The sequence below is a fragment of the Arthrobacter sp. NPDC058130 genome (assembly GCF_042884475.1).
Taxonomy (GTDB): domain Bacteria; phylum Actinomycetota; class Actinomycetes; order Actinomycetales; family Micrococcaceae; genus Arthrobacter.
Genome location: NZ_JBHVTV010000003.1, coordinates 326,911 through 347,387 on the forward strand (window position 1 = coordinate 326,911; position 20,477 = coordinate 347,387).

The 20,477-nt window shown below is 60.8% G+C and carries 15 protein-coding genes; 11 read left to right on the forward strand and 4 right to left on the reverse strand.

Annotated features, from left to right (window positions below; genetic code table 11):
- Positions 1–15: 15 nt before the first annotated feature.
- The 5 genes from ACFVTM_RS09175 (at position 16) to ACFVTM_RS09195 (ending at position 4,664) form a co-directional block, all read left to right on the forward strand.
- Entirely contained in the window at positions 16–852 is an 837-nt protein-coding gene (locus ACFVTM_RS09175; protein WP_390203121.1) for a 2-keto-4-pentenoate hydratase, read from the forward strand.
- The gene (locus tag ACFVTM_RS09180) at positions 849–1,793 is read left to right on the forward strand and encodes an acetaldehyde dehydrogenase (acetylating) (protein ID WP_390203122.1); all 945 of its coding nucleotides are present in this window, start codon (positions 849–851) and stop codon (positions 1,791–1,793) included. Before ACFVTM_RS09175 ends, ACFVTM_RS09180 begins: the two co-directional genes overlap by 4 nt.
- Complete coding sequence (dmpG, locus tag ACFVTM_RS09185; protein WP_390203124.1) at positions 1,790–2,839, forward strand: 4-hydroxy-2-oxovalerate aldolase; 1,050 nt, start codon at positions 1,790–1,792, stop codon at positions 2,837–2,839. Before ACFVTM_RS09180 ends, dmpG begins: the two co-directional genes overlap by 4 nt.
- 24 nt (positions 2,840–2,863) lie before the next feature.
- Positions 2,864–4,225, forward strand: coding sequence for an MFS transporter (locus tag ACFVTM_RS09190; protein WP_390203125.1), 1,362 nt, complete (start codon positions 2,864–2,866; stop codon positions 4,223–4,225).
- Positions 4,226–4,364: 139 nt separating this feature from the next.
- Positions 4,365–4,664 (forward strand): hypothetical protein, encoded by a 300-nt coding sequence (locus ACFVTM_RS09195; RefSeq protein ID WP_390203126.1) that lies wholly within the window; start codon positions 4,365–4,367, stop codon positions 4,662–4,664.
- Positions 4,665–5,333: 669 nt separating this feature from the next.
- Here ACFVTM_RS09195 and ACFVTM_RS09200 read toward each other — a convergent pair.
- Positions 5,334–5,528, reverse strand: coding sequence for a DNA/RNA non-specific endonuclease (locus ACFVTM_RS09200; protein WP_390203127.1), 195 nt, complete (start codon positions 5,526–5,528; stop codon positions 5,334–5,336).
- The gene (locus ACFVTM_RS09205; RefSeq protein ID WP_390203226.1) at positions 5,525–5,770 is read right to left on the reverse strand and encodes a DNA/RNA non-specific endonuclease; all 246 of its coding nucleotides are present in this window, start codon (positions 5,768–5,770) and stop codon (positions 5,525–5,527) included. Before ACFVTM_RS09205 ends, ACFVTM_RS09200 begins: the two co-directional genes overlap by 4 nt.
- A 439-nt stretch (positions 5,771–6,209) precedes the next feature.
- On the opposite strand from ACFVTM_RS09205, the gene ACFVTM_RS09210 reads away from it, so the two are divergent.
- Positions 6,210–8,351, forward strand: a complete 2,142-nt coding sequence (locus tag ACFVTM_RS09210) for a hypothetical protein (protein ID WP_390203128.1) — start codon at positions 6,210–6,212, stop codon at positions 8,349–8,351.
- Between the two features lie 1,357 nt (positions 8,352–9,708).
- On the opposite strand, the gene ACFVTM_RS09215 is transcribed toward ACFVTM_RS09210, so the two are convergent.
- Complete coding sequence (locus ACFVTM_RS09215; protein ID WP_390203129.1) at positions 9,709–11,253, reverse strand: PucR family transcriptional regulator; 1,545 nt, start codon at positions 11,251–11,253, stop codon at positions 9,709–9,711.
- A gap of 38 nt (positions 11,254–11,291) precedes the next feature.
- The gene (locus ACFVTM_RS09220) at positions 11,292–12,383 is read right to left on the reverse strand and encodes a DUF917 domain-containing protein (RefSeq protein ID WP_390203130.1); all 1,092 of its coding nucleotides are present in this window, start codon (positions 12,381–12,383) and stop codon (positions 11,292–11,294) included.
- Between the two features lie 174 nt (positions 12,384–12,557).
- Here ACFVTM_RS09220 and ACFVTM_RS09225 point away from each other — a divergent pair, with 174 nt between their 5' ends.
- The 5 genes from ACFVTM_RS09225 (at position 12,558) to ACFVTM_RS09245 (ending at position 19,273) form a co-directional block, all read left to right on the forward strand.
- Complete coding sequence (locus ACFVTM_RS09225) at positions 12,558–13,913, forward strand: purine-cytosine permease family protein (RefSeq protein ID WP_390203131.1); 1,356 nt, start codon at positions 12,558–12,560, stop codon at positions 13,911–13,913.
- On the forward strand, positions 13,910–15,457 hold the full coding sequence (locus ACFVTM_RS09230) for a hydantoinase/oxoprolinase N-terminal domain-containing protein (protein WP_390203132.1): 1,548 nt from the start codon (positions 13,910–13,912) through the stop codon (positions 15,455–15,457). Before ACFVTM_RS09225 ends, ACFVTM_RS09230 begins: the two co-directional genes overlap by 4 nt.
- A gap of 44 nt (positions 15,458–15,501) precedes the next feature.
- A complete protein-coding gene (locus ACFVTM_RS09235; RefSeq protein ID WP_390203133.1) occupies positions 15,502–16,605 on the forward strand; it encodes a DUF917 domain-containing protein in 1,104 nt (367 codons plus the stop codon).
- Positions 16,602–17,795 (forward strand): dipeptidase, encoded by a 1,194-nt coding sequence (locus tag ACFVTM_RS09240; RefSeq protein ID WP_390203134.1) that lies wholly within the window; start codon positions 16,602–16,604, stop codon positions 17,793–17,795. Before ACFVTM_RS09235 ends, ACFVTM_RS09240 begins: the two co-directional genes overlap by 4 nt.
- A 245-nt stretch (positions 17,796–18,040) precedes the next feature.
- On the forward strand, positions 18,041–19,273 hold the full coding sequence (locus ACFVTM_RS09245; RefSeq protein ID WP_390203227.1) for an amidohydrolase: 1,233 nt from the start codon (positions 18,041–18,043) through the stop codon (positions 19,271–19,273).
- The last annotated feature ends 1,204 nt before the right edge of the window (positions 19,274–20,477 follow it).

Below are 20,477 nucleotides of genomic sequence, written 5' to 3' on the forward strand. Positions count from 1 at the left end.
ACAGAGAGCAACCTCATGACACAACAACCCACTACCGCCAGCGACGGCGGAGCGCTCACCGCCGGGCCCCGGCCGGCGAGCCTCAGGAGCGTCGCCAACATGCTGCTCGGCGCCTTGAAGACAGCACGCCCCTGCGGGCCCGTCCGGGACCTCCTTGAAGGGGATCTGGACGCGGCCTACGAGGTCCAGGAACTGCTCATCCAGAGCCGGGCCAGCCTCCGGAACCGCCGTGTTGGACGCAAGGTCGGACTGACCGCTTCGGCCGTGCAGCGCCAGCTCGGCGTTGACCAGCCCGACTTCGGCGTCCTGCTCTCCGACATGCAGCTGGGCGAGGACGAGCAAATCCCGCACGTGGCGCTCATCGCCCCGCGCATCGAAGCGGAAATCGCGTTCATCCTGGGCCGCGACGTCGACGCCACCGACCGGGCCTCGGTCCTCGCCGCCGTGGACTACGTCGCACCGGCCCTGGAAATCGTGGACAGCCGCATCGCCGGATGGGACATCGGCATCGTCGACACGGTCGCCGACAACGCCTCCAGCGCCTACTTCGTCCTCGGCCAGGGCAAGGCCAGGCTCAACGGCTACACCCCGGCCGCAGCGGACATGGTCATGACCATCAACGGCGTCGAGGCATCGAGGGGAACAGGGGAGGACTGCCTCGGGGATCCCGTCAACGCCCTGCTCTGGGTCGCCGAAACGGCCGCCGCCCTGGGCCGGCCCCTCCGGGCCGGGGAGATCGTCCTCTCCGGCGCCCTCGGCCCCATGGCCCCGCTCAGCGCCGGGGACATCATCGAAGCCCGCATCGGCGGATTGGGCACCGTCACAGCAACAGCCACGAAGGAACTCTCATGAGCGCAAAAGCAGCCATCATCGGCTCAGGAAACATCGGCACTGACCTCATGTTCAAGATCATGCGGCTGACCGACAAGCTGGACATGGGCATCATGGTCGGCATCGACCCCGCCTCCGACGGCCTGGCCCGGGCCGCCCGGCTCGGCATCGCCACCACGGCCGAAGGAGTCGAAGGCCTCATCGGCATGCCCGAATTCGGGGACATCGAAGTTATCTTTGATGCCACCTCCGCCGGGGCCCACCGGCACAACGCGGCCGCCTTGGCACCCTACGGGAAGAAGCTGGTCGACCTCACCCCGGCAGCCATCGGCCCCTACGTCGTGCCCTCCGTCAACCTCGAGCAGCACCTGGACGCGACCAACGTCAACATGGTCACCTGCGGCGGGCAGGCCACCATCCCGGTCATCGCCGCCATCAACAGCCAGACACCGGTCCACTACGGCGAAATCGTCGCCTCCATCTCCTCCAAGTCCGCCGGCCCCGGCACACGCGCCAACATCGATGAATTCACCGAAACCACCTCCGACGCCATCGTCACCGTCGGCGGAGCTGCCAGCGGCAAGGCCATCATTGTGCTGAACCCGGCGGAACCGCCGATGATCATGCGCGATACCGTCCTGTGCCTGGTGGACCGTCTCACCGACGCAGAACAGGACCGTGTCGCCGCCGCCGTGCGGGACCGTGTCACCGAAGTCGCCGGCTACGTTCCGGGCTACCGGCTCAAGCAGGCCGTGCAGTTCCAGCACGAAGGGGCCGAGGTCAGCGGACTCATCCCGGAGGGCCGGGGAACAGGGGAGTACACGAGGGTCAGCGTCTTCCTCGAAGTCGAAGGCGCCGCCCACTACCTCCCGGAATACGCCGGAAACCTGGACATCATGACCTCCGCCGCGCTCCGCGTCGCCGAGCGGCTGGTCACCACCAAAGAGGAAGTAGCATCATGAGCCAGACACCGACCCGCGTCTTCATCCAGGACGTCACCCTGCGCGACGGCATGCACGCCGTCCGCCACCGCATCAGCCCGGAGAACGTCGCCAGCATCGCCGCGGCACTGGACGCCGCCGGCGTCGACGCCATCGAAGTAGCCCACGGCGACGGCCTTGCCGGGAGCAGCCTCACGTACGGCCCCGGAAGCAACACGGACTGGGAATGGATTGAAGCGGCCGCCTCGGCGATTAAAAACGCCCGGCTCACCACGCTGCTGCTGCCCGGCATTGGCACCCTGAAAGAACTCCGCCAGGCCTACGCCCTGGGCGTCCGGTCCGTGCGGGTCGCCACCCACTGCACCGAAGCGGACGTCTCGGCCCAGCACATCGCCTACGCCCGTGAACTGGGCATGGACGTCTCCGGCTTTCTAATGATGTCCCACATGTCCGAACCCGAAAAGCTCGCGCAGCAGGCCAAGCTCATGGAATCCTACGGCGCGCACTGCGTCTACGTCACCGACTCCGGCGGCGGCCTGACCATGGACGGGGTCCGCCAGCGGGTCCGCGCCTACAAGGACGTGCTGGACCCGGAGACCGAGATCGGGATCCACGCCCACCAGAACCTCTCCCTCGCCGTCGCCAACTCCGTCGTCGCCGTCGAAGAGGGCGCCTACCGGGTGGACGCCTCCCTCGCCGGCCACGGCGCCGGAGCCGGCAACACCCCGGTCGAACCCTTCGTCGCCGTCGCCACCCTGCACGGCTGGGAACACAACGCCGATCTCTTCGCCCTCCAGGACGCCGCGGAAGAGCTCGTCCGGCCCCTGCACGACCGCCCCGTGCAGGTCGACCGCGAAACCCTCACCCTCGGTTACGCCGGCGTGTACTCCAGCTTCCTCCGCCACGCCGAACGTGCCTCGGCCCGCTACGGCCTGGACACCCGCGACATCCTCGTCGAAGTCGGCCGCCGCCAGCTCGTCGGAGGGCAGGAAGACATGATCACCGACGTCGCCCTGGACCTGCAGCACACCGCGAACAAGCACTCCCAACCCGTCCCCGTCCGCTAGCACCGCCTCCTCCAAGGAACCCACATGTCAACGAAGACATCCCCGGCCGCCACAGGCCACACGAGCCCGATGAAGGTTGCCATGGCAAGCTTCATCGGCACCAGCGTCGAATACTACGACTTCTTCATCTACGGAACAGCGGCCGCCCTGGTCTTCCCCAAACTGTTCTTCCCCGAAGCCAGCCCCCTCATGGGCACCCTGCTCTCCTTTGCCACCTTTGGCGTCGGATTCCTCGCAAGGCCCCTGGGCGGTATCGTCTTCGGACACTTCGGCGACCGCGTCGGCCGCAAGAAGATGCTTATCATCTCCCTCGTCGGCATGGGCGCCGCCACGTTCCTGATGGGACTTCTGCCCGGCTACGCCCAGATCGGCATTGCCGCCCCCATCCTGCTGACCGTGTTGCGCATCTTCCAGGGCTTCATGGTCGGCGGCGAATGGGGCGGCGCCACCCTCATGGCCGTCGAACACGCCCCCAAAGGCAAGAAAGGCTTCTACGGAGCATTTCCGCAGATGGGCGCCCCGGCCGGCACCAGCCTCGCCACCGTCGCCTTCCTTGGAGCCAGCCAGCTCCCCGGCGATCAGTTCATCACCTGGGGATGGCGCCTGCCCTTCCTCGTCAGTGCCGTCCTGGTTATCGTCGGCCTGGTCATCCGCCTCACCATCGCTGAAAGCCCCTCCTTCGCCGCCGCCCGCGAAAAGCAGGAACTGGTCAAGCTCCCCATCAAGGAAGCCTTCCGCCGCCACCCCAAGGAGATCTTCCTCGTCGCAGGCACCTACCTCAGCCAGGGCGTCTTCGCCTACATCACCATGTCCTACCTGGTGAACTACTCCACGACCATCGCCAAGATCGATCGCACCAGCGTCCTGCTCGGGGTCTTCCTCGCCGGACTCGTCGCCGTCGTCCTCTACCCGGTCTTCGGCTCCCTCTCCGACAAATACGGCCGCAAGACCATGTACCTCATCGGGGCCGTGGCCATGGGCGTCCTCATCGGGCCCGCGTTCATGCTCATCAACACCGGCGTGCCCGCAAACTTCGTCTTGGCCGTGGTGCTGATCTTCGGCATCGCCATGGCACCGGCCGCCGGCGTCACCGGCTCCCTGTTCTCCATGGTCTTCTCCCGCGAAGTCCGCTATACCGGAGCATCAGTCGGATATACCATCTCCCAAATCTGCGGATCCGCGTTCGCCCCCACGATCGCCACCGCGCTGTTCGCCGCCACCCAGTCCAGCGACTCCATCGTCATCTACCTCCTGATCGTCTCGGCAATCTCTGTCATCTCGGTGGCGCTCCTTCCCGGAGGCTGGGGACGCAAGGAAGCAGCACGCCAAAACGGCGAACTGCAGGAAACCCAGCAGACCCCGGAGCCCAGCACCACCGGCGCCTGATGCGGCCGTCGGGGCGGACGGCCAGTAGGCAGCCAGCCGTCCGCCCCGGACAAAAACCGACGAATGGATAAGACGTTCCCAGCGGGCACCAGCGACTTGGAGGCCGCCACCATTCGACAGAAAGGAAGGACCGGGCCCCATGCAAGGAAACTCCCACTCCCTGCCCGCAAGCGAACCCGCACCGCAATCACCCGGCACCCACCGTTCGTATCCCTTCATGGAATGGAACATGCTGGTCGGCACCGTCGTCGATGTCCGCCGCGCGGGGGTGCTTGTCAGAACAGGCCTCGTGGAGGACACCACCCCATCCGGAGACACCGCCTGGATAGCGGCGGACGGGCATGACCGCCGGATCATGATCGAAAAATCCGCAGGCTACAACCTATGGATCACAGCCGAACAACTCCAGCTCCGGCGAGTCCACCAGCCAAGCCGCTGAACCGGAGACCGGCTGTGGGATGGATGCCGACAGCTACACAAGCAGAGCACCGCAGTGCAGGTCGCCAGATCAGTTACATCAAAGGAGAGAACGTGATCACCGTCCCCACCGAACCTATGCTGGTCAACTCCAACTATGGAAATGGCAGCACGCACGCAAGTTGCAGCCCGCTGAACGCCGAAGACTTTTCCGACGGCCAAATCACCTCATCAGCCTGGGAAGGCTGGTGGCACCCGTCTGCCGCCGCAAACTGAAGACTTCCCCTTGCTGCGACTCAAAGACCGTCCCTGCAGGAGCCGGCATCTCGAAAATCTAGCGGCCCACCGAGTTATCCAGGATGACCATCGGCATAGTGAAGCTGAGGAAGACATGAAATGGGCAAGGAGTAAAGCAGACGGACGGGACTGGAAAGCATCCGAGTTCAGTAGGCTTGATGCCGCCCGGCGCGAGGCAAGGAGGACCGGCTTGATCTGTCTGGGCTGCGGCGGTCCAGCGTTGTTCCGGTCGCGGTCCGCCAACAGGCCCCCCACCTTTGCCGCTAAACATCGAACTGGTTGCGCCGCGGTGACGGCGACGTGGTCCGTATTCCGATACCTGCAGTAAGGCCCGACGCCCTCCCGGATCGAGACCGAAGAACACCGGAAATGGGTCGCCACGACCTTATACTTATCACCCGGGTGGGGAACCCAACTTGACGAGCCGCCGGCCGTTGTCGGCCGCGTTCTCCTGCAGGTAGGACTCCAGACCGAGCCAGAGGTCCAGTCCATGGTTCAACTTCGGCGCCTGCGTGGCTGCGTTCGTGTAGTGGAACGCGTCCGCGTTGGCCCGGGCAGCTCCCGCTTGGGTGTCGCCCGTATTGCTCATGCCCTGCGGATGAGGTGGCCGCGGTCGATGTCGTTGCGGGCGTAGACCATCGCGCCCGTCTGCTGCTCCGGCCGCAGCCGCGGATCCAATCTCCATTCGATCCCGGACCGGTCCAGATCGATCAACTTGTTGCCGTCCATTCCGAGCGCAGTGACGGCTGCCAGGCGCTTCTCCAGCCGCAGGAGGACGGAAAAGTGGGTGTAGGGGAGCAGGACCGACTCGACGCCGTCGAGGGCCGGAATATGCCAACCCGGTCACCCAGAAACTGTTCATCGAACCCGGCACGATCGGAAAGGCTCGCGGCAACCCCGTGACGAACTCTGAAATGGATGAGGCAGACCGGGCCAACAACTGGGCGCTCCTGTATTCTTTCCGGGTTACACTTCACGAATTGGGGGTCCACCGTTGCCGACAGCCACTCCGCTAAATCGGATTCAACTTGCTGAGAAGTATCCGGATGAGAATTGGCGCAGGAAGCTCCTTGACCTACTTTCATTGATAAGCATTCTTCGAGAATGCATTATCGAAAATACATACAAGCCTTCTGAAGGTCTAAACGCAGCGATCGTCCTAAGCCTGGTTGGCACTCGTGTACGCACGCAGCTGACAACACGCGAGAAGGTGAACGCTAAGGATGCCAACGTTCTAGCCTTGCTCGGACTCGTGCATATCGAACCCCTCGTGGACATCCAGAAGATCGATCTGGATCTACTGGCCAGCGCGATCTCAGCAGAAATTGAGTCGGGCGCGCTTCGTTTCCCCTTCATCTTCGGACGTGATCTCTACCAGCGGGCGGCTGCTCTATTCCCTGAAGAACGCGACTTTCTTAGCCACGAAGACACCTTGCGGCTTCTTGACGGAGCGCACCAAGGGGTTTTCCAAGCCGGCCACTACCTATTAGGGCCATACGGCATACGCCGGCGCGAATTCAGCAGGCGGATGACTCCAACGACATCTGTTCCGCTTCAACACTGCGCTGATACTGCCTGCGGCCTTGTCCATCGTGTCCAGCTAACGACCAGCAGCGAAGCAGGAGTGAATAAATCTCGTCCATCCCTGAACAAGGTCCTCGACCAAATAAGCGAGGACCCCTCGGAGTGGAACAGGTTCGTGTCTGACTTCACGGAAAATGACTTTAACGCATATGCCGTTCAAAACACCGCGACCATATGTCACTTGATCGGCGACGCCTTCAGTGATGCAGAGCTTCGGCTCCTGATAACCCACGCTGCATCAACAACCCAAGGAAAACTTCAGGAAGCGGCTGCAGAGCTTGCACTGACAGGAAAGATTAAAGACCAGGCTGCGACCATGGGCCGCTCGCAACTCCTGCAAATGCTTTTCATGCTCGACGATGACACGCTGGCCAAAATCGTAGACTCAGCTGTCCGAGAGGGGGTAATTGAGGTCCCAGCTGATGAAATCCGCCGTCCGCGCGTTAACGGCGGAAGCCGATCGGGTGCTTGGCGGTTACGAGCCCAACTGAGCCGACTTGGTACGCGCGCAGTCAGTGCCGATGCCGATCTCCCTCTTCTCCGACTGTCTTCGTTGGCTCGCTCGCTCTTCGACACTGATTCGCCAGACGAAATGGACGAGCTGGCGTGGATCCTCCGGGGAACGCGCGGGGAGACCGCGAGAGAGCGCCTCGAAGAGTTCCTTCGGACTTCCCAGCCCAAACAGGTGGTCGAGACATTGATCCTCTCTAGACGAACTAATGCGAGCAGCGTAGGCAAGGAACTAGGCATTCCCTTGGAGCAGGAAGATACTGCTCTTCGTGACGCGATCCTATGGAAGCTTGGTTTCCCGCTACCCAGGTCCGCTGATCTAAGAGACGAATACTGGCAGCTTCACCATTCGCTGGAAAGCTTAGCCAAGACCGCTTCAGTTGATCTCGCCAGTACAGCCGAGGGGTTGCGTGCGGCATCGTCGGATTACTTCGTCTGCCTTGAACGCTTCCTCTTCGACTCGCTGTCCTTTGCAGCCTGGGGACTCCTCACGGACCATTACGCCAGCGAAGATCCCTTCGTCTTTTTCCAGTCTGTGGCGCGGGAATTTACCGTTGAAACGCTGAACGGATCCATCGAGCAGGACGAGGATCTCAACCAACTTTCCAACGAACCAGTTCTAAGCGCAATCGTTGAAGGATTTGTGAGACTGTCCAAGCTACTCGACAGGCTGCGCGAAGATCCAGAAATCTACCTGCGGGACCAAGCCTCCTACCCCAAGTACTCGCGAAAGACGGAACTGCAGCAGTTCCCTTTCCGGCATCTACACCCCTTTTTAGATCTACTTCCTGAGTCCCAGGTTCGTCTTGTGAAGACATTGGCAGACGTGGGAAGCGAACTTAAAAACTCCGGGATCATGACTGCCCGCAACGGACTTCTTCACGCCAAGCAGCGCATTCCGACCGTCGGGGAAGTCGAGGAGGCGTTGCGAAAAGCTCGGGCGGCACTGGATCATCTCGAGTCCATCGGGTGCGTTCGAGGGACATTTTCAATTTCATCCTCGCAAGTCAATGCCTGGGGTGGAGCTACCACCACGCTTGTTTCGAATGGTCGAGCCATCAGCTTTTCGTCTCCGTCAGCATACGAATGGGCTAAGCTGCCAAGCTTGGCTGTCCCTAACTACCTAATGCAGGGAGCGGTTTTTGCTCCGCCAAACGAGATGCTTCGTTTCCGGGAGGGCTTCGCCTCGGAATACAGGGATTACTGGCTCGGCTATCCCCGCCGTCCCGAACCCGGAACGCGCGTTGTCTCCGAACAGGCTGAGAATTTGGCCACTCCGGTCGAGACTGGGTCTTATGCCTCATCGAGAGTGAGCTAAATCCGTGCCAAGCGACCCAAGAGAGCACGTTGACGCCCTGATACACGCGTTGCCCTTCTGTAGCGCGGGATAGGCATGCGGAAAGTCCCAGTGCTTTTCAAAAGGTTCGCCTCGGTGGTCGACGAAGTGGCTGGCGGCCGAGGGCGATTGAGCGGGCGCGGGGGTCGAGAAGTTATCGTAGTTGCCTTAGGCAATCAAGATTAACTTCCGCTATCGTCTGGCACTTCAAGGGATCCAAGCGGATATGGCAGAGCGTCGTCGGTTGCCAATTTTGGGGTGTGTACAAAGTACACACTTTGGGCGTCGGACCGGGTCGTACTGGTGCCGGACAGGCCCGGATTCGTTATGTTTCCGGGAGTTCCCAGTGTTTGCACGGGCGGGAATGCAGTTCGAGTCCCACCTCGGGCACGTGTTTTCGCTGTTCAGGGGCTTGTTAGCCTCTGAGTGTGCACAAATTCTGTTGTGTGGGCCCTTCGGGGGCCTTTTTTATTGGTGGCCGCTGCTGTGGCCGGGTGCCTCCTTCCATACCTGGAGCGACGGTTTGTCGTTCCCTACCTGTTCATGGACGTCCTTGGCGTGGGCAACATGACCTGAGAGGAACCGGGTGTGGGTTTCTTTTGTGCGTCGTTGCTTGCTCACCGTGGTTCTCCTTCTCTACTCGTGGTGTCTGTCCTGCATGTTCATGGTGGGCATGGGGGGAGGGCGACATGACTTGTGTCCAATCTCCAGGGAATGGGTGCCGCCTGACACGCACAAGCGCTCTGGCGCGGGTAGCATGCCCGCCGGGGAGTCAACATGGCCGTACGTGCAGTTCACGAAGCTCACCGCCTTTCGTCCCTGGTCCGAGGGTTTTCCCTCGATGCCTGCTCATGGTGACCTGCGGCGTCTACTACATGAGGGAATGAAGAGACGCCGAAGCATCTGCTGATCGACAGGGACCCTCTCGTCAAGCTACCCGGCGTCGTCGGAGAGGACCCGTTCGACGATGACGCCGCGGGCAGCTAACTAGGGCAGGGCCCGTCTGAGCACCCCACCTCACCCTTCGCGGCGTAGCGCGCCGCCCAACGTTTGGCCGTCGGCTAGGAGCAGTTGAACTGTTCCGCAGCCCTGGAAACCGGCCAGCCGTCTTCTATGGTGAGCCGCGCAACGCGCAACGCGCAAACGTTGGCATGAAGTCAAAGCGGCATCAGCGCGGGACATGAGGACCTCCTGATCGCGCTGTCCTTACCGTCAAGCATCGAAACCCCATATTGAGGAATGTGCCAAGAACATCCACAACAACAGGGCCATGTGCTTCAGCGACGCGAACTTTTATCTAAGACCAGGCCCAGCCCTTTCTCTGCTGCCGGACGTGCGCCTACTCGGTGGCAGAAATTTCCAGGATTCTCAGCGCGATGCGCAAGGCAAATTTGGTGTCAGGGTTTTCGAGCGGTGCATCCAGTAGTTCCTCGATTTTTTCGATTCTCTTGACCACCGTGTTTCGATGGACTGCAAGGGCGCGCGACGTTTCCGCGAGGTTAGATTCGCTTTGAAGGTACGTGTTCAGCGTTTTCCTCAGATGGTCGGCGTCTGGTTCGGAGAGTCGTTTTAGAAACTTCGTGGCTTGGCGAACCAGTGCGGGATCATGGAGCGTAGTGCGGATCAACTGGGTGGCGGCGGATTCCTGGGCGTCCACAATCTGCCGGCCGCCTTTGCTAGAGCTTGCTCGTCGAGCGAAGTCTTCAGCCTCGGCGATGCTTCTTGCGAATCCTTCCGGTCCAAGTCGTGGCCTGGCGACGCCAAAAACGATTCCTGTGTCTGGCGGTGGTCGTAGGGAATCCAGAGCGGCGACGAAATCCCGGTAGTCTGCCCTCGTTGGTTGGTCCTGCCGCGTTTCCCAGATAAGCCAATGATCAATGTATTCGGACGAGTCCACTGTGTAGTCATACCGGCTCAAAGCGGCTGGAAGCATTCGTCCGATGTCGTGGGCCAGGGATTTCCGTGGGGCACGAACGCTTATGAGGGTGTGCCATCCGTTTAAGTTCCAGCCGACGCTGAGAGCTTGAGAGATGACGTGATCCGGAATTGCTCCGCCAGCGACAGCGAGTTGTGAAACGATCGCGGATCTTGCGGATTGAAACTGCTCGCTCGCGAAGCGTTGACGGCTGAGCCACCTGAGCAACGAAAGGGCCCCTAATTCCAAGAGTTCTTGTGCCGCCTCCAGCTCGAAGGGCGGGGCGTCAGGTTGGAATTCCGCGAGTATCCAAAGCGCTGGGTCGTCGTCTTCCATGAGCGGGGGCAACGGAACCGATATGAGGTTTGGGGTCTGGCTGGGGTCAAACAAGGGCGACGCCCCGATGTTGCCGAATGCGAGCGGACGTTCCACGGCGCCCGCTAGTGGCAGGCCGAGCGAATTGATCACTGCTATCCGCGCGTTGACATACTTTCTGAGCTCAGAAACGACGCCCTCAGGGCTAGGCTCCATCTGGTGGACGGCGTGGGTGAAGGCCGTCATATTAATGGACCGTGCCCAGAGATCCGACCCCATGAACCTGCTGAGGGATGCGGCCACGGCCACAGTCGCTTGGGGCTGGTGGAGCGCAACCACGTTCATTTTCAGTTTTCGCGCAAGTTCCAGGGTAGATAGGCCGAACTCCGAGACTGATTGGAAGTCCTGTGGCGTGGTTGGTATCAGGATCACCACGCCCACGCCCTTTCGCTTCAGCTGTGGAAGCAGAATTTCCAGGGCATAGGAGGGAATCCAAGAGGATATCCAGATGCCTTCGAGATTGCTGACCTGCGCTTCATCTGGTGGATCAAGATAGGCAGTGGTGGCGGCGCCGCTGGCGCTGATCTCGTTAATGCAGATGAACGTAAAGTTCGAAACGGGGTGTTCCAAAATCACGGAGCTGTTCAGCAGCATCGGACACCGCAGCAGTTCCCGAAGGGCCAGCCGGGCTGTCACAGCGAGACTTCAAGGGAAGGGATTGGGTACCCGTAGCCGGAAATGTCGACCAAGGCCTGCGCAGCAGAGGCGCTCCATTCGCCCGGGGCCTCAAAGACAACGACGTCTACCCCGTAACCGGGCAGGATACGCTCGCTGAGGAGGGGAATGCCGGTATGGCTGTCCAGGAGGCAGATAATCTGGGGGGCCTTGGCAAGCAGCCGGCCTTCGTCTACGAGCAGCAGGAATTCGTTCTGTGCCTCGATTCGAAGGTATCTTCCTGCGGCCCGAACAATCATCGTTCCTTTGGCCTGTCCCCCGGCACCGGAATCACGGGGGGCGGGTTCCCAGTGAACGTCCACAACACTCCCGCGCCCCACAAAGAGACATCCCGCAGTGTGGGAACAAAAATGGGATATCGCCTCACTCACGGACTGCGTTAGTTTCCTGGACTGCTGGAACTGGCGTCCAAGCTCCAAAGCTCGTCGAAGCGTCTGGCCTATGCCGCCTTCTCTAGCCTGTCGCCCATCCATGGGGTACCCCGCGAACGCCACCCAGCCGCCAAACAATCCCATGAGAACGCGCAGGGCGCGCTCGGATTCTTCGGCGGTTGATCCTGAAATTTCGATGCGTCTCCCCGAAGTGTCTACGAGGGCACAAGGAGTCATCGAGACATTATGCGCGTTGAAAGTTGTCTGGTGCAGTCCTGAGAGTCCTCGCCCCATGCCGTCCATGTCGACCAGCGGGATGCCCAGGGCCGCGGCCACCAGGATCGGTGCATAGGCATTGATCCCGGCCATTTCGAAGGCACAGACAAGAGCTCGCCGCCCTGGAAATTCTTGGGCGACCGCTTCAAAAGCACTTACGTAAGGCTCCGGTCCGCTGGGCTTTTCGCTGAAGGCCAGTGGCGATCCCGCCAGGCCAACGGCCACTACGACATCGCCAGGAAGGATTTTACTTGGCCGAAATACAGTCACGCCACCGCAATGTTCCAACAGATTCCGAGTTAAGAGAGACATGGCATGTGTGTCTCCGGCCCCTCCCGAGCCCTGCATTCTTGCGCCAAACTCTAACGCTTCGAGGTCCGTGGCCGTTAGGAGCCAAGACATGGCTGCCTCCTTCGGATGCGTGCGTGGGGGACGAATGTGTTAAGTATGCACACCCTGAGTGTATTTAGTAGTCAGAGGAACCATTGATAACGACCGCCACGGGCCGTAGCTTCTATTCATTCCCTCCTACCCCTGATCTCTTCCGGGTAGGTACCTCATAGCCAAGGAGTACCGATGGCAACAACTACTGATAAGAAACACGCGGGGGAGGAAGACTACGCCCTAGAGCGTGTGCCTGACCACGCCCGCTACAGCTGGTGGTCGGTGGCGGTTCAAAGGTTCGGCCAGATGTCAGCGCTTTCTCAGTTCCTTCTGGGTGCAGCCCTGGGCTTTGGAATGGACTTTCCCACCGCCTTGCTCGCCATCTTCCTTGGCTCAGTGATCTTGGAGGTGGTTGCCATCATGACGGGAATCCTTGGACAAAAAGAAGGCCTCTCGACATCGGTTCTCGCTAGATGGACCGGCTTTGGACGCCATGGATCCAGCATCATCGCCCTGTTCATCTCACTTAGCTTGGTCGGCTGGTTTGGTGTCCAAAGCGGCGTGGCCGCTGAAGGGCTTGCCAAGCTGGCGCCCGCTATTCCCGCATGGGCGTGGTCCCTTGCGGTCGGCTGCGCCGTGACCGCGATAGTCATTTACGGCTTCAAGAGCATGGCGTGGACCGCGTACATTACGATCCCCGCGTTCCTCCTGCTCGCCGGTTGGTCGATTGTCTCTGAGCTGCAAATGCACAACCTCGGCGATCTGGTTAACCAGCCGGCCCCGGGCCCGGTCCTTAGCCTGGCCGCCGGGACAACACTGGTGGCAGGCGGATTCATAGTCGGCATGGTAATCACCCCCGATATGACGCGCTTCAACCGCAAACCCTCCGATGTCGTCAAGCAGACACTCCTCGGTGTCACCCTCGGGGAATTCATGGTGGCCATCGCCGGCGTTCTCCTTGCCCACGCACTCAAGACCAACGACATCATCGCAATTGTCACGTCCAGCAGCGGGTTCGTCGGCACAATCATCATCGTTGCCGGCACGATCAAGATGAACGACTGGAACTTGTACTCGGCATCCCTGGGCATTGTGAACTTCGTCGAGACAGTATTCAAGAAGCGGGTAAGCCGCACAAGCGTCACCATCTTTATCGGGATCCTCGGCAGCGCACTCGCCGCTGCCGGAATACTGAACTACTTTGTGAATTTCCTGATCCTGCTCGGAGTCACGTTTCCCCCCATCGCCGGCATCATGGTCGCCGAATATTACATCGTAAAGAAATGGCGAAGCGTCCTATCCGCATCTGCCCCCGGCCTGCCGGCAACAGAGCCAACGTGGGTCGTTGGGACCTTGGTGGTCTGGGCCGCCTCGGTGCTGATCGGAACGTTCCTGCCATGGGGGGTGGGATCCCTGAATTCGCTTGGTGCTTCCCTGGTTCTTTACGTCATCGCGGGCAAACTCGGCCTGATCAGAGGCACATCCGAAGAGGCGCTCTCACGCCCATCGATTACTGAAAAACGCGCACTGCAGGAGGAATACAAGTGAAGATAGGCATCGATGTCGGCGGCACCAACACGGACGCGGTACTAATTGACGGAAGCGAGGTCCTCGCAGGTGTAAAAAGTCCGACAATGAGTGACGTCGGACAGGGGATTACCGGGTCCCTCCGCCGACTACAGAGCGCGTACTCATTTGATCCTGCCGACGTAGACGCCGTCATGATCGGCACCACGCATTTCATCAATGCACTAGTCGAAGCCGAGCGGTTGGCGCCGACGGCGGCAATCCGGCTCGGACTTCCTGCAACTGGCGGACTGCCGCCGTTCGTGGGCTGGCCGGCACGGATTACTGAAGCGCTGCACGCCTTGCCCTACATGTGCCACGGCGGACACGAGTTCGACGGGCGGGAAATCTCTCCGATCGATCATGACGAGATACGCAGGGCAGCCCAGGACGCCGTGGCCAAAGGTGCACGCAGTTTCGCAATCTCGTCCGTGTTTTCCCCGGTCAACTCGGAGTTCGAACAGAGGGCAGCGGAAATCATAAACGCCGAGTTTCCGGAACTTCCGATCAGCCTTTCCAACGAAATCGGCAGGGTGGGGCTTCTCGAGAGGGAAAACGCAACAATCATCAACGCCGCCCTTCGTGAGCTTTCAGCAGATGTGTGTTCCTCACTCGATCAATCCCTGATGGCGCTGAACATCCACGCCCCGCTGTTCCTGAGCCAGAACGACGGCACATTAATGGATGTGGATTTCGCCCGAAAATACCCAGTGGCCACCTTTGCCTCAGGACCGACCAACTCAATGCGCGGCGCCGCGTACCTCTCGGGCCTCAAAGACTGCATTGTGGTCGACGTTGGCGGAACAACGACGGACGTCGGAGTTCTCCAGTCCGGCTTTCCGCGCGAAGCGGCAACAGAAATCGAGGTGGCGGGAATCCGAACCAACTTCCGTATGCCTGATGTGTTGTCCGTCGGCCTCGGCGGCGGCAGCCGCATCAGGTTCGACAACGGTGTGACCGTCGGGCCGGACAGTGTTGGCTACAGAGTCACGGAGGAGGCACTCGTTTTCGGAGGCAAAACTCTGACAGCGACCGACATCATGGTCGCGGCGGGTGATGCGGAGATCGGTGACCCCGTCCGTGTCAGCCATCTGGATCCTTCAATGGTGAACGCGGCCAAAGACGAAATCCACCGAAGGATCGCGGAGACGGTAGACCGGATGCGCACGAGTTCCGATCTCGTCCCGGTGGTTGCCGTCGGCGGCGGAGCGTTCCTGGTACCGGAACAGATGGCCTGCGCCAGTGACGTTGCCCGGCCGGGACACTCCGGAGTGGCGAATGCCATCGGCGCCGCTATAGCCCAAGTCGGTGGCGAAGTCGACCGTATCTTTGCTATCCCGGCGGGAAAGCGCGAAGAAGTGCTCGACCAGGCCCGGGAGGAAGCAATCAGCAAAGCCGTCTCTGCCGGAGCCAAAGCCAGCACTGTCCAAATCGTGGAGATCGATGAGCTGCCCCTGGCCTATCTGCCAGGAAACGCGTCCCGGGTACGCGTCAAAGCGGTCGGCGACCTGCCGGCGTCGAAATAGCCCCACCCGAAACGCTGACTGCAAGAAGTAGAAGGAAGAACAACATGGGTTTCTATCTGTCACTAGACGACGTCCCTGACTTGGCGCGGGGCGCGGCAATACTCGGTACAGGCGGCGGCGGAGATCCGCTCATCGGCCGCCTCCTCGTCGAGGAATGCCTCAAAAACGGAAAGAAGATCGAAATCCTCGATCCGACCGAACTTGATGACGATGACTTTGTCATTTCCACGGCCATGATGGGCGCTCCGACTGTCGTAGTCGAGAAAGTCCCCGCCGGCACGGAGGCAGTCCGGTCGCTCCGTGCCTTGGAGAAACACCTCGGAAAAACAGCCGATGCAACAATCCCCATGGAGTGCGGCGGACTGAATTCCATGATTCCTCTTGTCGTCGCCGCCGAAGCGGGTATCCCGGTGGTGGACGGCGACGGAATGGGGCGAGCCTTCCCGGAGCTTCAAATGGAAACGTTCGGAGTCTATGGAGTGTCCGGATCACCGCTCGCTGTTTCTGACGAAAACGGACACACGTGCATCGTCGATACTGGCCAGGACAACCAGAGGATGGAGACTTTCGCCCGCGCGGTCACCATCAAGATGGGGGGCGCGGCATACATCGCCGAGTATCCAATGAGCGGAGCAGACGTCAAGCGTACTGCGATCCGCAACACCGTCACACTGGCCCTCAATATCGGCCGGACTCTGCGTACGGCCAAGGACAAGCATCTTGATCCGCTGGCAGAACTCAGCGCCTTCCTGAAGGACACAATATACGGTCATGGAACCGTGCTCCTGCGGGGAAAAATCGTTGACGTTGAGAGGTTCGTCAGGGACGGGTTCACCCAGGGGTTTGCCACTTTGGAGTCGTTTGACGGCGGCGACGAGATGCGGATCCAGTTCCGGAACGAGAACGTCATTGCACACAAGAATGGTGCAGTGGTTGCCATTGTTCCGGACCTTATTACGATAGTTGATGTTGATCTGGGGACACCCATCACTTCCGAGGCCCTGCGGTTCGGACAGCGGGTGGCCGTCTACGGAATCTCGACTCCTGCCATCATGCGGACCCCGGAAGCGCTGCAAGTCTTTGGCCCCAAGGCCTTCGGACTCCATGAGCCATGGGTTGCCTTAGAGGAATTGAGCGCCGCGCGATGACATCGTTCTGGACCCATTCCGCGCTGACCGACACGCTGGTATTTGACGGCCATAACGACTTACCGTGGGCCCTGCGGCAGAAATTCGATTCCCGCGTCGAGGAGATCGACTTATCGCAGCACCAGCCCCAGCTGCACACAGACATTCCGCGGCTTCGGGAAGGCCGGGTCGGTGCGCAATTCTGGTCGGTCTTCGTCCCGTCCAACATGCTGCCGGCCGACGCCGTCGTGGCGACACTCGAACAGATCGACTGCGTACACCGGATCATCTCCAAGAATCCCGAGACCTTTTGCCTGGTGGATTCTGCCGCCGGCGTAAGAAGCGCCGTCGCAGAGGGAAAAATTGCCTCGCTTATGGGCATAGAAGGAGGGCATTCCATCGACGCGTCGCTTGGCGTGCTTCGGATGATGAGACGTGTCGGGGTCCGCTATATGACTCTCACACATAACGACAACACGCCCTGGGCGCGCTCGGCGACGGGCGAACAGGTCGACCATGGGCTCACCGACTTCGGCAGACGCGTGGTCCGCGAAATGAACCGTCTCGGTCTGATAGTTGATCTATCTCACGTAGCCGAGCAGACGATGTATGACGCGCTGGATACGAGCGCTGCTCCTGTAATTTTCTCCCATTCATCTTGCCGCGGCGTCACCGACCACGTCAGAAACGTGCCGGATGCCGTGCTTGAGAGATTGCCTGGAAATAACGGTGTGCTCATGCTTACATTCGTTCCCGCCTTCATCTCAGAGGCCTGCGCGGACTACGAGCGACGTTCTGATGAGGTCCGGCGGAGACTCGGCCTTCGGACAGGGTTCCATGCAGGGCAGGTGGAAGAGGACAAAGCGGCGGCCGCAGAATTTGCCCGGTGGACTTCGCAGAACCAGGCTCCGCAGGCCACCATCGCTGACATCGTTAGACACATGGAACACGCACGGGAAGTAGTAGGACCCCGGCATCTCGGCATTGGAGGGGATTTCGATGGCATCGAACAACTGCCCCGCGGAATTTCCGGGGTAGCCGGCTACCCGACGGTCATTGAAGCACTAGCCGAACGGGGCTGGTCGCCTGCTGACCTGCGCAGCCTCGCTTTCGGCAATGTCCTCCGGGTGCTGGAAGATACCGAGACGGCCGCGATTCAAGATCAGATTGGTCCGTCCCGGTGGCATGCAGAAGCCGTCCACCAACGCTGATGTCTGCCGCTGGCGTAAGGCGGCAAAATAAGCGAGGAAGCTGCCAGGCTATGACGAGGCCACCGCATTGGAGCCTCGGATCGCCCCTCCACCGACCCCGCTGTGCGGGATTTTCCAGCGGGTGGAGCGCGCACAGCCGACTGCCGCCGTCCCTCAAGTGCTCCACAGAGCGCCCTTGATGGTTGGCGGCCGCGACTACGACGACATTGGACAGCAAAAAATACCGAATCGAAGAAGGGCAACACATGTTTGGCAATGCCTTGCGGGATCTGGAGCTCACCGATGAGGAAACTTTACGGATGCACAAGTTGTACCGCCATCTGCACGCCAACCCCGAACTGTCCATGCAGGAACATCGGACCGCTAGGCTCATTAGCGACCATCTCATTGCCATCGGAGCCGAGACCTTTAGCTGTGGCGGGACGGGCGTCGTCGGCGTACTGCGCAACGGCGTGGGGCCAGTCGTGGGTTTCCGGGCCGACATCGACGGTCTGCCGATTAAGGAGGAAACGGGACTTGATTTCGCCAGTCAGGCCACCGGTGCCTTGGCTGACGGGACTCAGGTTCCGGTAATGCACGGCTGCGGTCACGACATGCACATCACCGCAGCGCTGACTGCGGCGGCCTTGCTCGCGGGTGCCACCGATGCCTGGAGCGGGACACTCGTCTTCCTGTTCCAGCCGGGGGAGGAGACGGCCGCCGGAGCCCAGTCGATGGTCGACGATGGTCTGTGGAACCGGGCTCCAAAACCGGAGGTAATCTATGGCCAGCACGTCATGCCGAGTCTGGCGGGCACGGTAAGCATCAGCCGCGGTACCGCTATGGCCATGGCCACTTCCTGGAAGGTCACCGTGCGCGGCCGTCAGGCGCATGGTTCCCAGCCGCAAGAAGCGATCGACCCGATCGTGCTCGGGGCCCACATCTTGGTCCGGCTGCAGACAATTGTGTCGCGTGAGCTGGACCCCATGCAGTCCGCAGTCGTGACAATCGGAACCTTCCACGGGGGCCTGAAGGAAAACATCATTCCCGCCATGGCCGAGTTCACCCTAAACGTACGGACCTTCGACCAGAAAGTGCACGAAGCCGTGCTGGCATCAATCCGCCGAATCATCCGTGCGGAGGCAGAAGCCTCCTCCGCGCCGCCCCCTGAAATTGAGGAGCTGTATTCTTTTCCGCTGTGCTACAACGATCCGACGGCGACAGATCAACTTATCCAGGAATTTCGGGTCATGATCGGAGAGGAAGAGGTCCGCGAGATTCCGCCGATGATGGCCAGCGAAGACTTCGGCACACTCGCAACAGCTATCTCTGTTCCCTCGGTCTACTGGACCTTCGGGGGCTATACCGCCGAGACGCTCAAGGCTGACGGGCACATCGCCGGCAACCACTCGCCACAATTCGCCCCCGCCCTGGAACCCACCCTGAGCACTGGCGTCCGGGCTGCAATGACGGCGATCCTGTCCAAAGTTGGATGCTGACAGCCCCCGCGAGCCTTGTTGAAAGCAGGACCCGGGCCTGCGGTGCAGTTCCCGGCCGATTCGCGACCGCTACTTGCTCGGTGAAGGCGGGACTGTGGAATTAGCGGTGTATCCGGTTCGACATGCCAAGCGTCGTGCCTGGCACGAATGAGCTGGTTTATGACGGTGGCACTGGATGCCGTGAAGAGTTCGGACGCCCTCGTCGCGCTGAGCTTGGCTGCCGGCACTCCATATTCCTTAGGCAGAGTCGTCTTGCAGGTCTCCGTTCTTTCGGCGATGAGATGTCTGAACGGAGGTGAGGCGTCATGATTCTTGTTGATTCCGGGCTTGAGACGTGCGCCGGGCGTCGGTGATCGGTGGACGCCGTTCGCCGGGACCCGGCCACGGCACTTGGGGTTGGTGATACGCGGCGGAATGAAGTTGCGCAGCAGGCAAGACTTTCCGGATCTTAAGGGCCGCGGCTCTTATCCGTACGGTGCGGCGAAGTGGTCAAAAAAGAGGGTGTGCACAGTGTGCACACCTGGGGCTTCGGATCGGGCCGTACCGGTGCCGGACTGCGCCGGATTGGGGAGGTTTTCGGGGGAAGCGGCGGGTTTCCGGCGTGTGGAGCCCGGTTCGAGTCCCACCTCGGGCACAGCATTTCCCCCTCGTCAGAGGGGGTTTTTGCTTTAACGTGTGTACATTCACCCTGTTTGGGTCCCTCTGACGCTTGTCGCCGCTGGTGCCTGGCCGCCGTGGTGGCCTGTGAAGTTGTTTGGGTGGCGGGTTAAGAGCCCTGGCCGGTTGGTCCTCCGCCTGCTGGGATGTGAGGTCATTCGAGTCTCCTATCTGGCTTGCTCTGGTTGCCGTAGTTGGTCTTGTACCTATTCATGCCGTGGGGTGTTGTGATGACATGACCTAAGGGGATTTCTTGAAGATCTTTTCTCCCTGTTCGTTGTTGTCCAGGGGCAGGGGAAGAGGTTGGCGCCGCTTTGTCCGGCCAAAGGTCGTGTGTACATTGTCCACACCCGTCTGCGAGTCAGGCCGTGGTTGTTGGGTGGCTCCCTCCATTGCTTATTTCCCGACACGGGTTCATGCAGCCACGAGTCCGGTGTGACATGACTTTTGGGTTGGTTCTTGCGTCTTTTCTTGCGGGTCATGGCCGGATCGACTGTCCGAATGCTGTGACGGGACGCCCGGCCCGTACTGCGTGGACTGTTCCAGA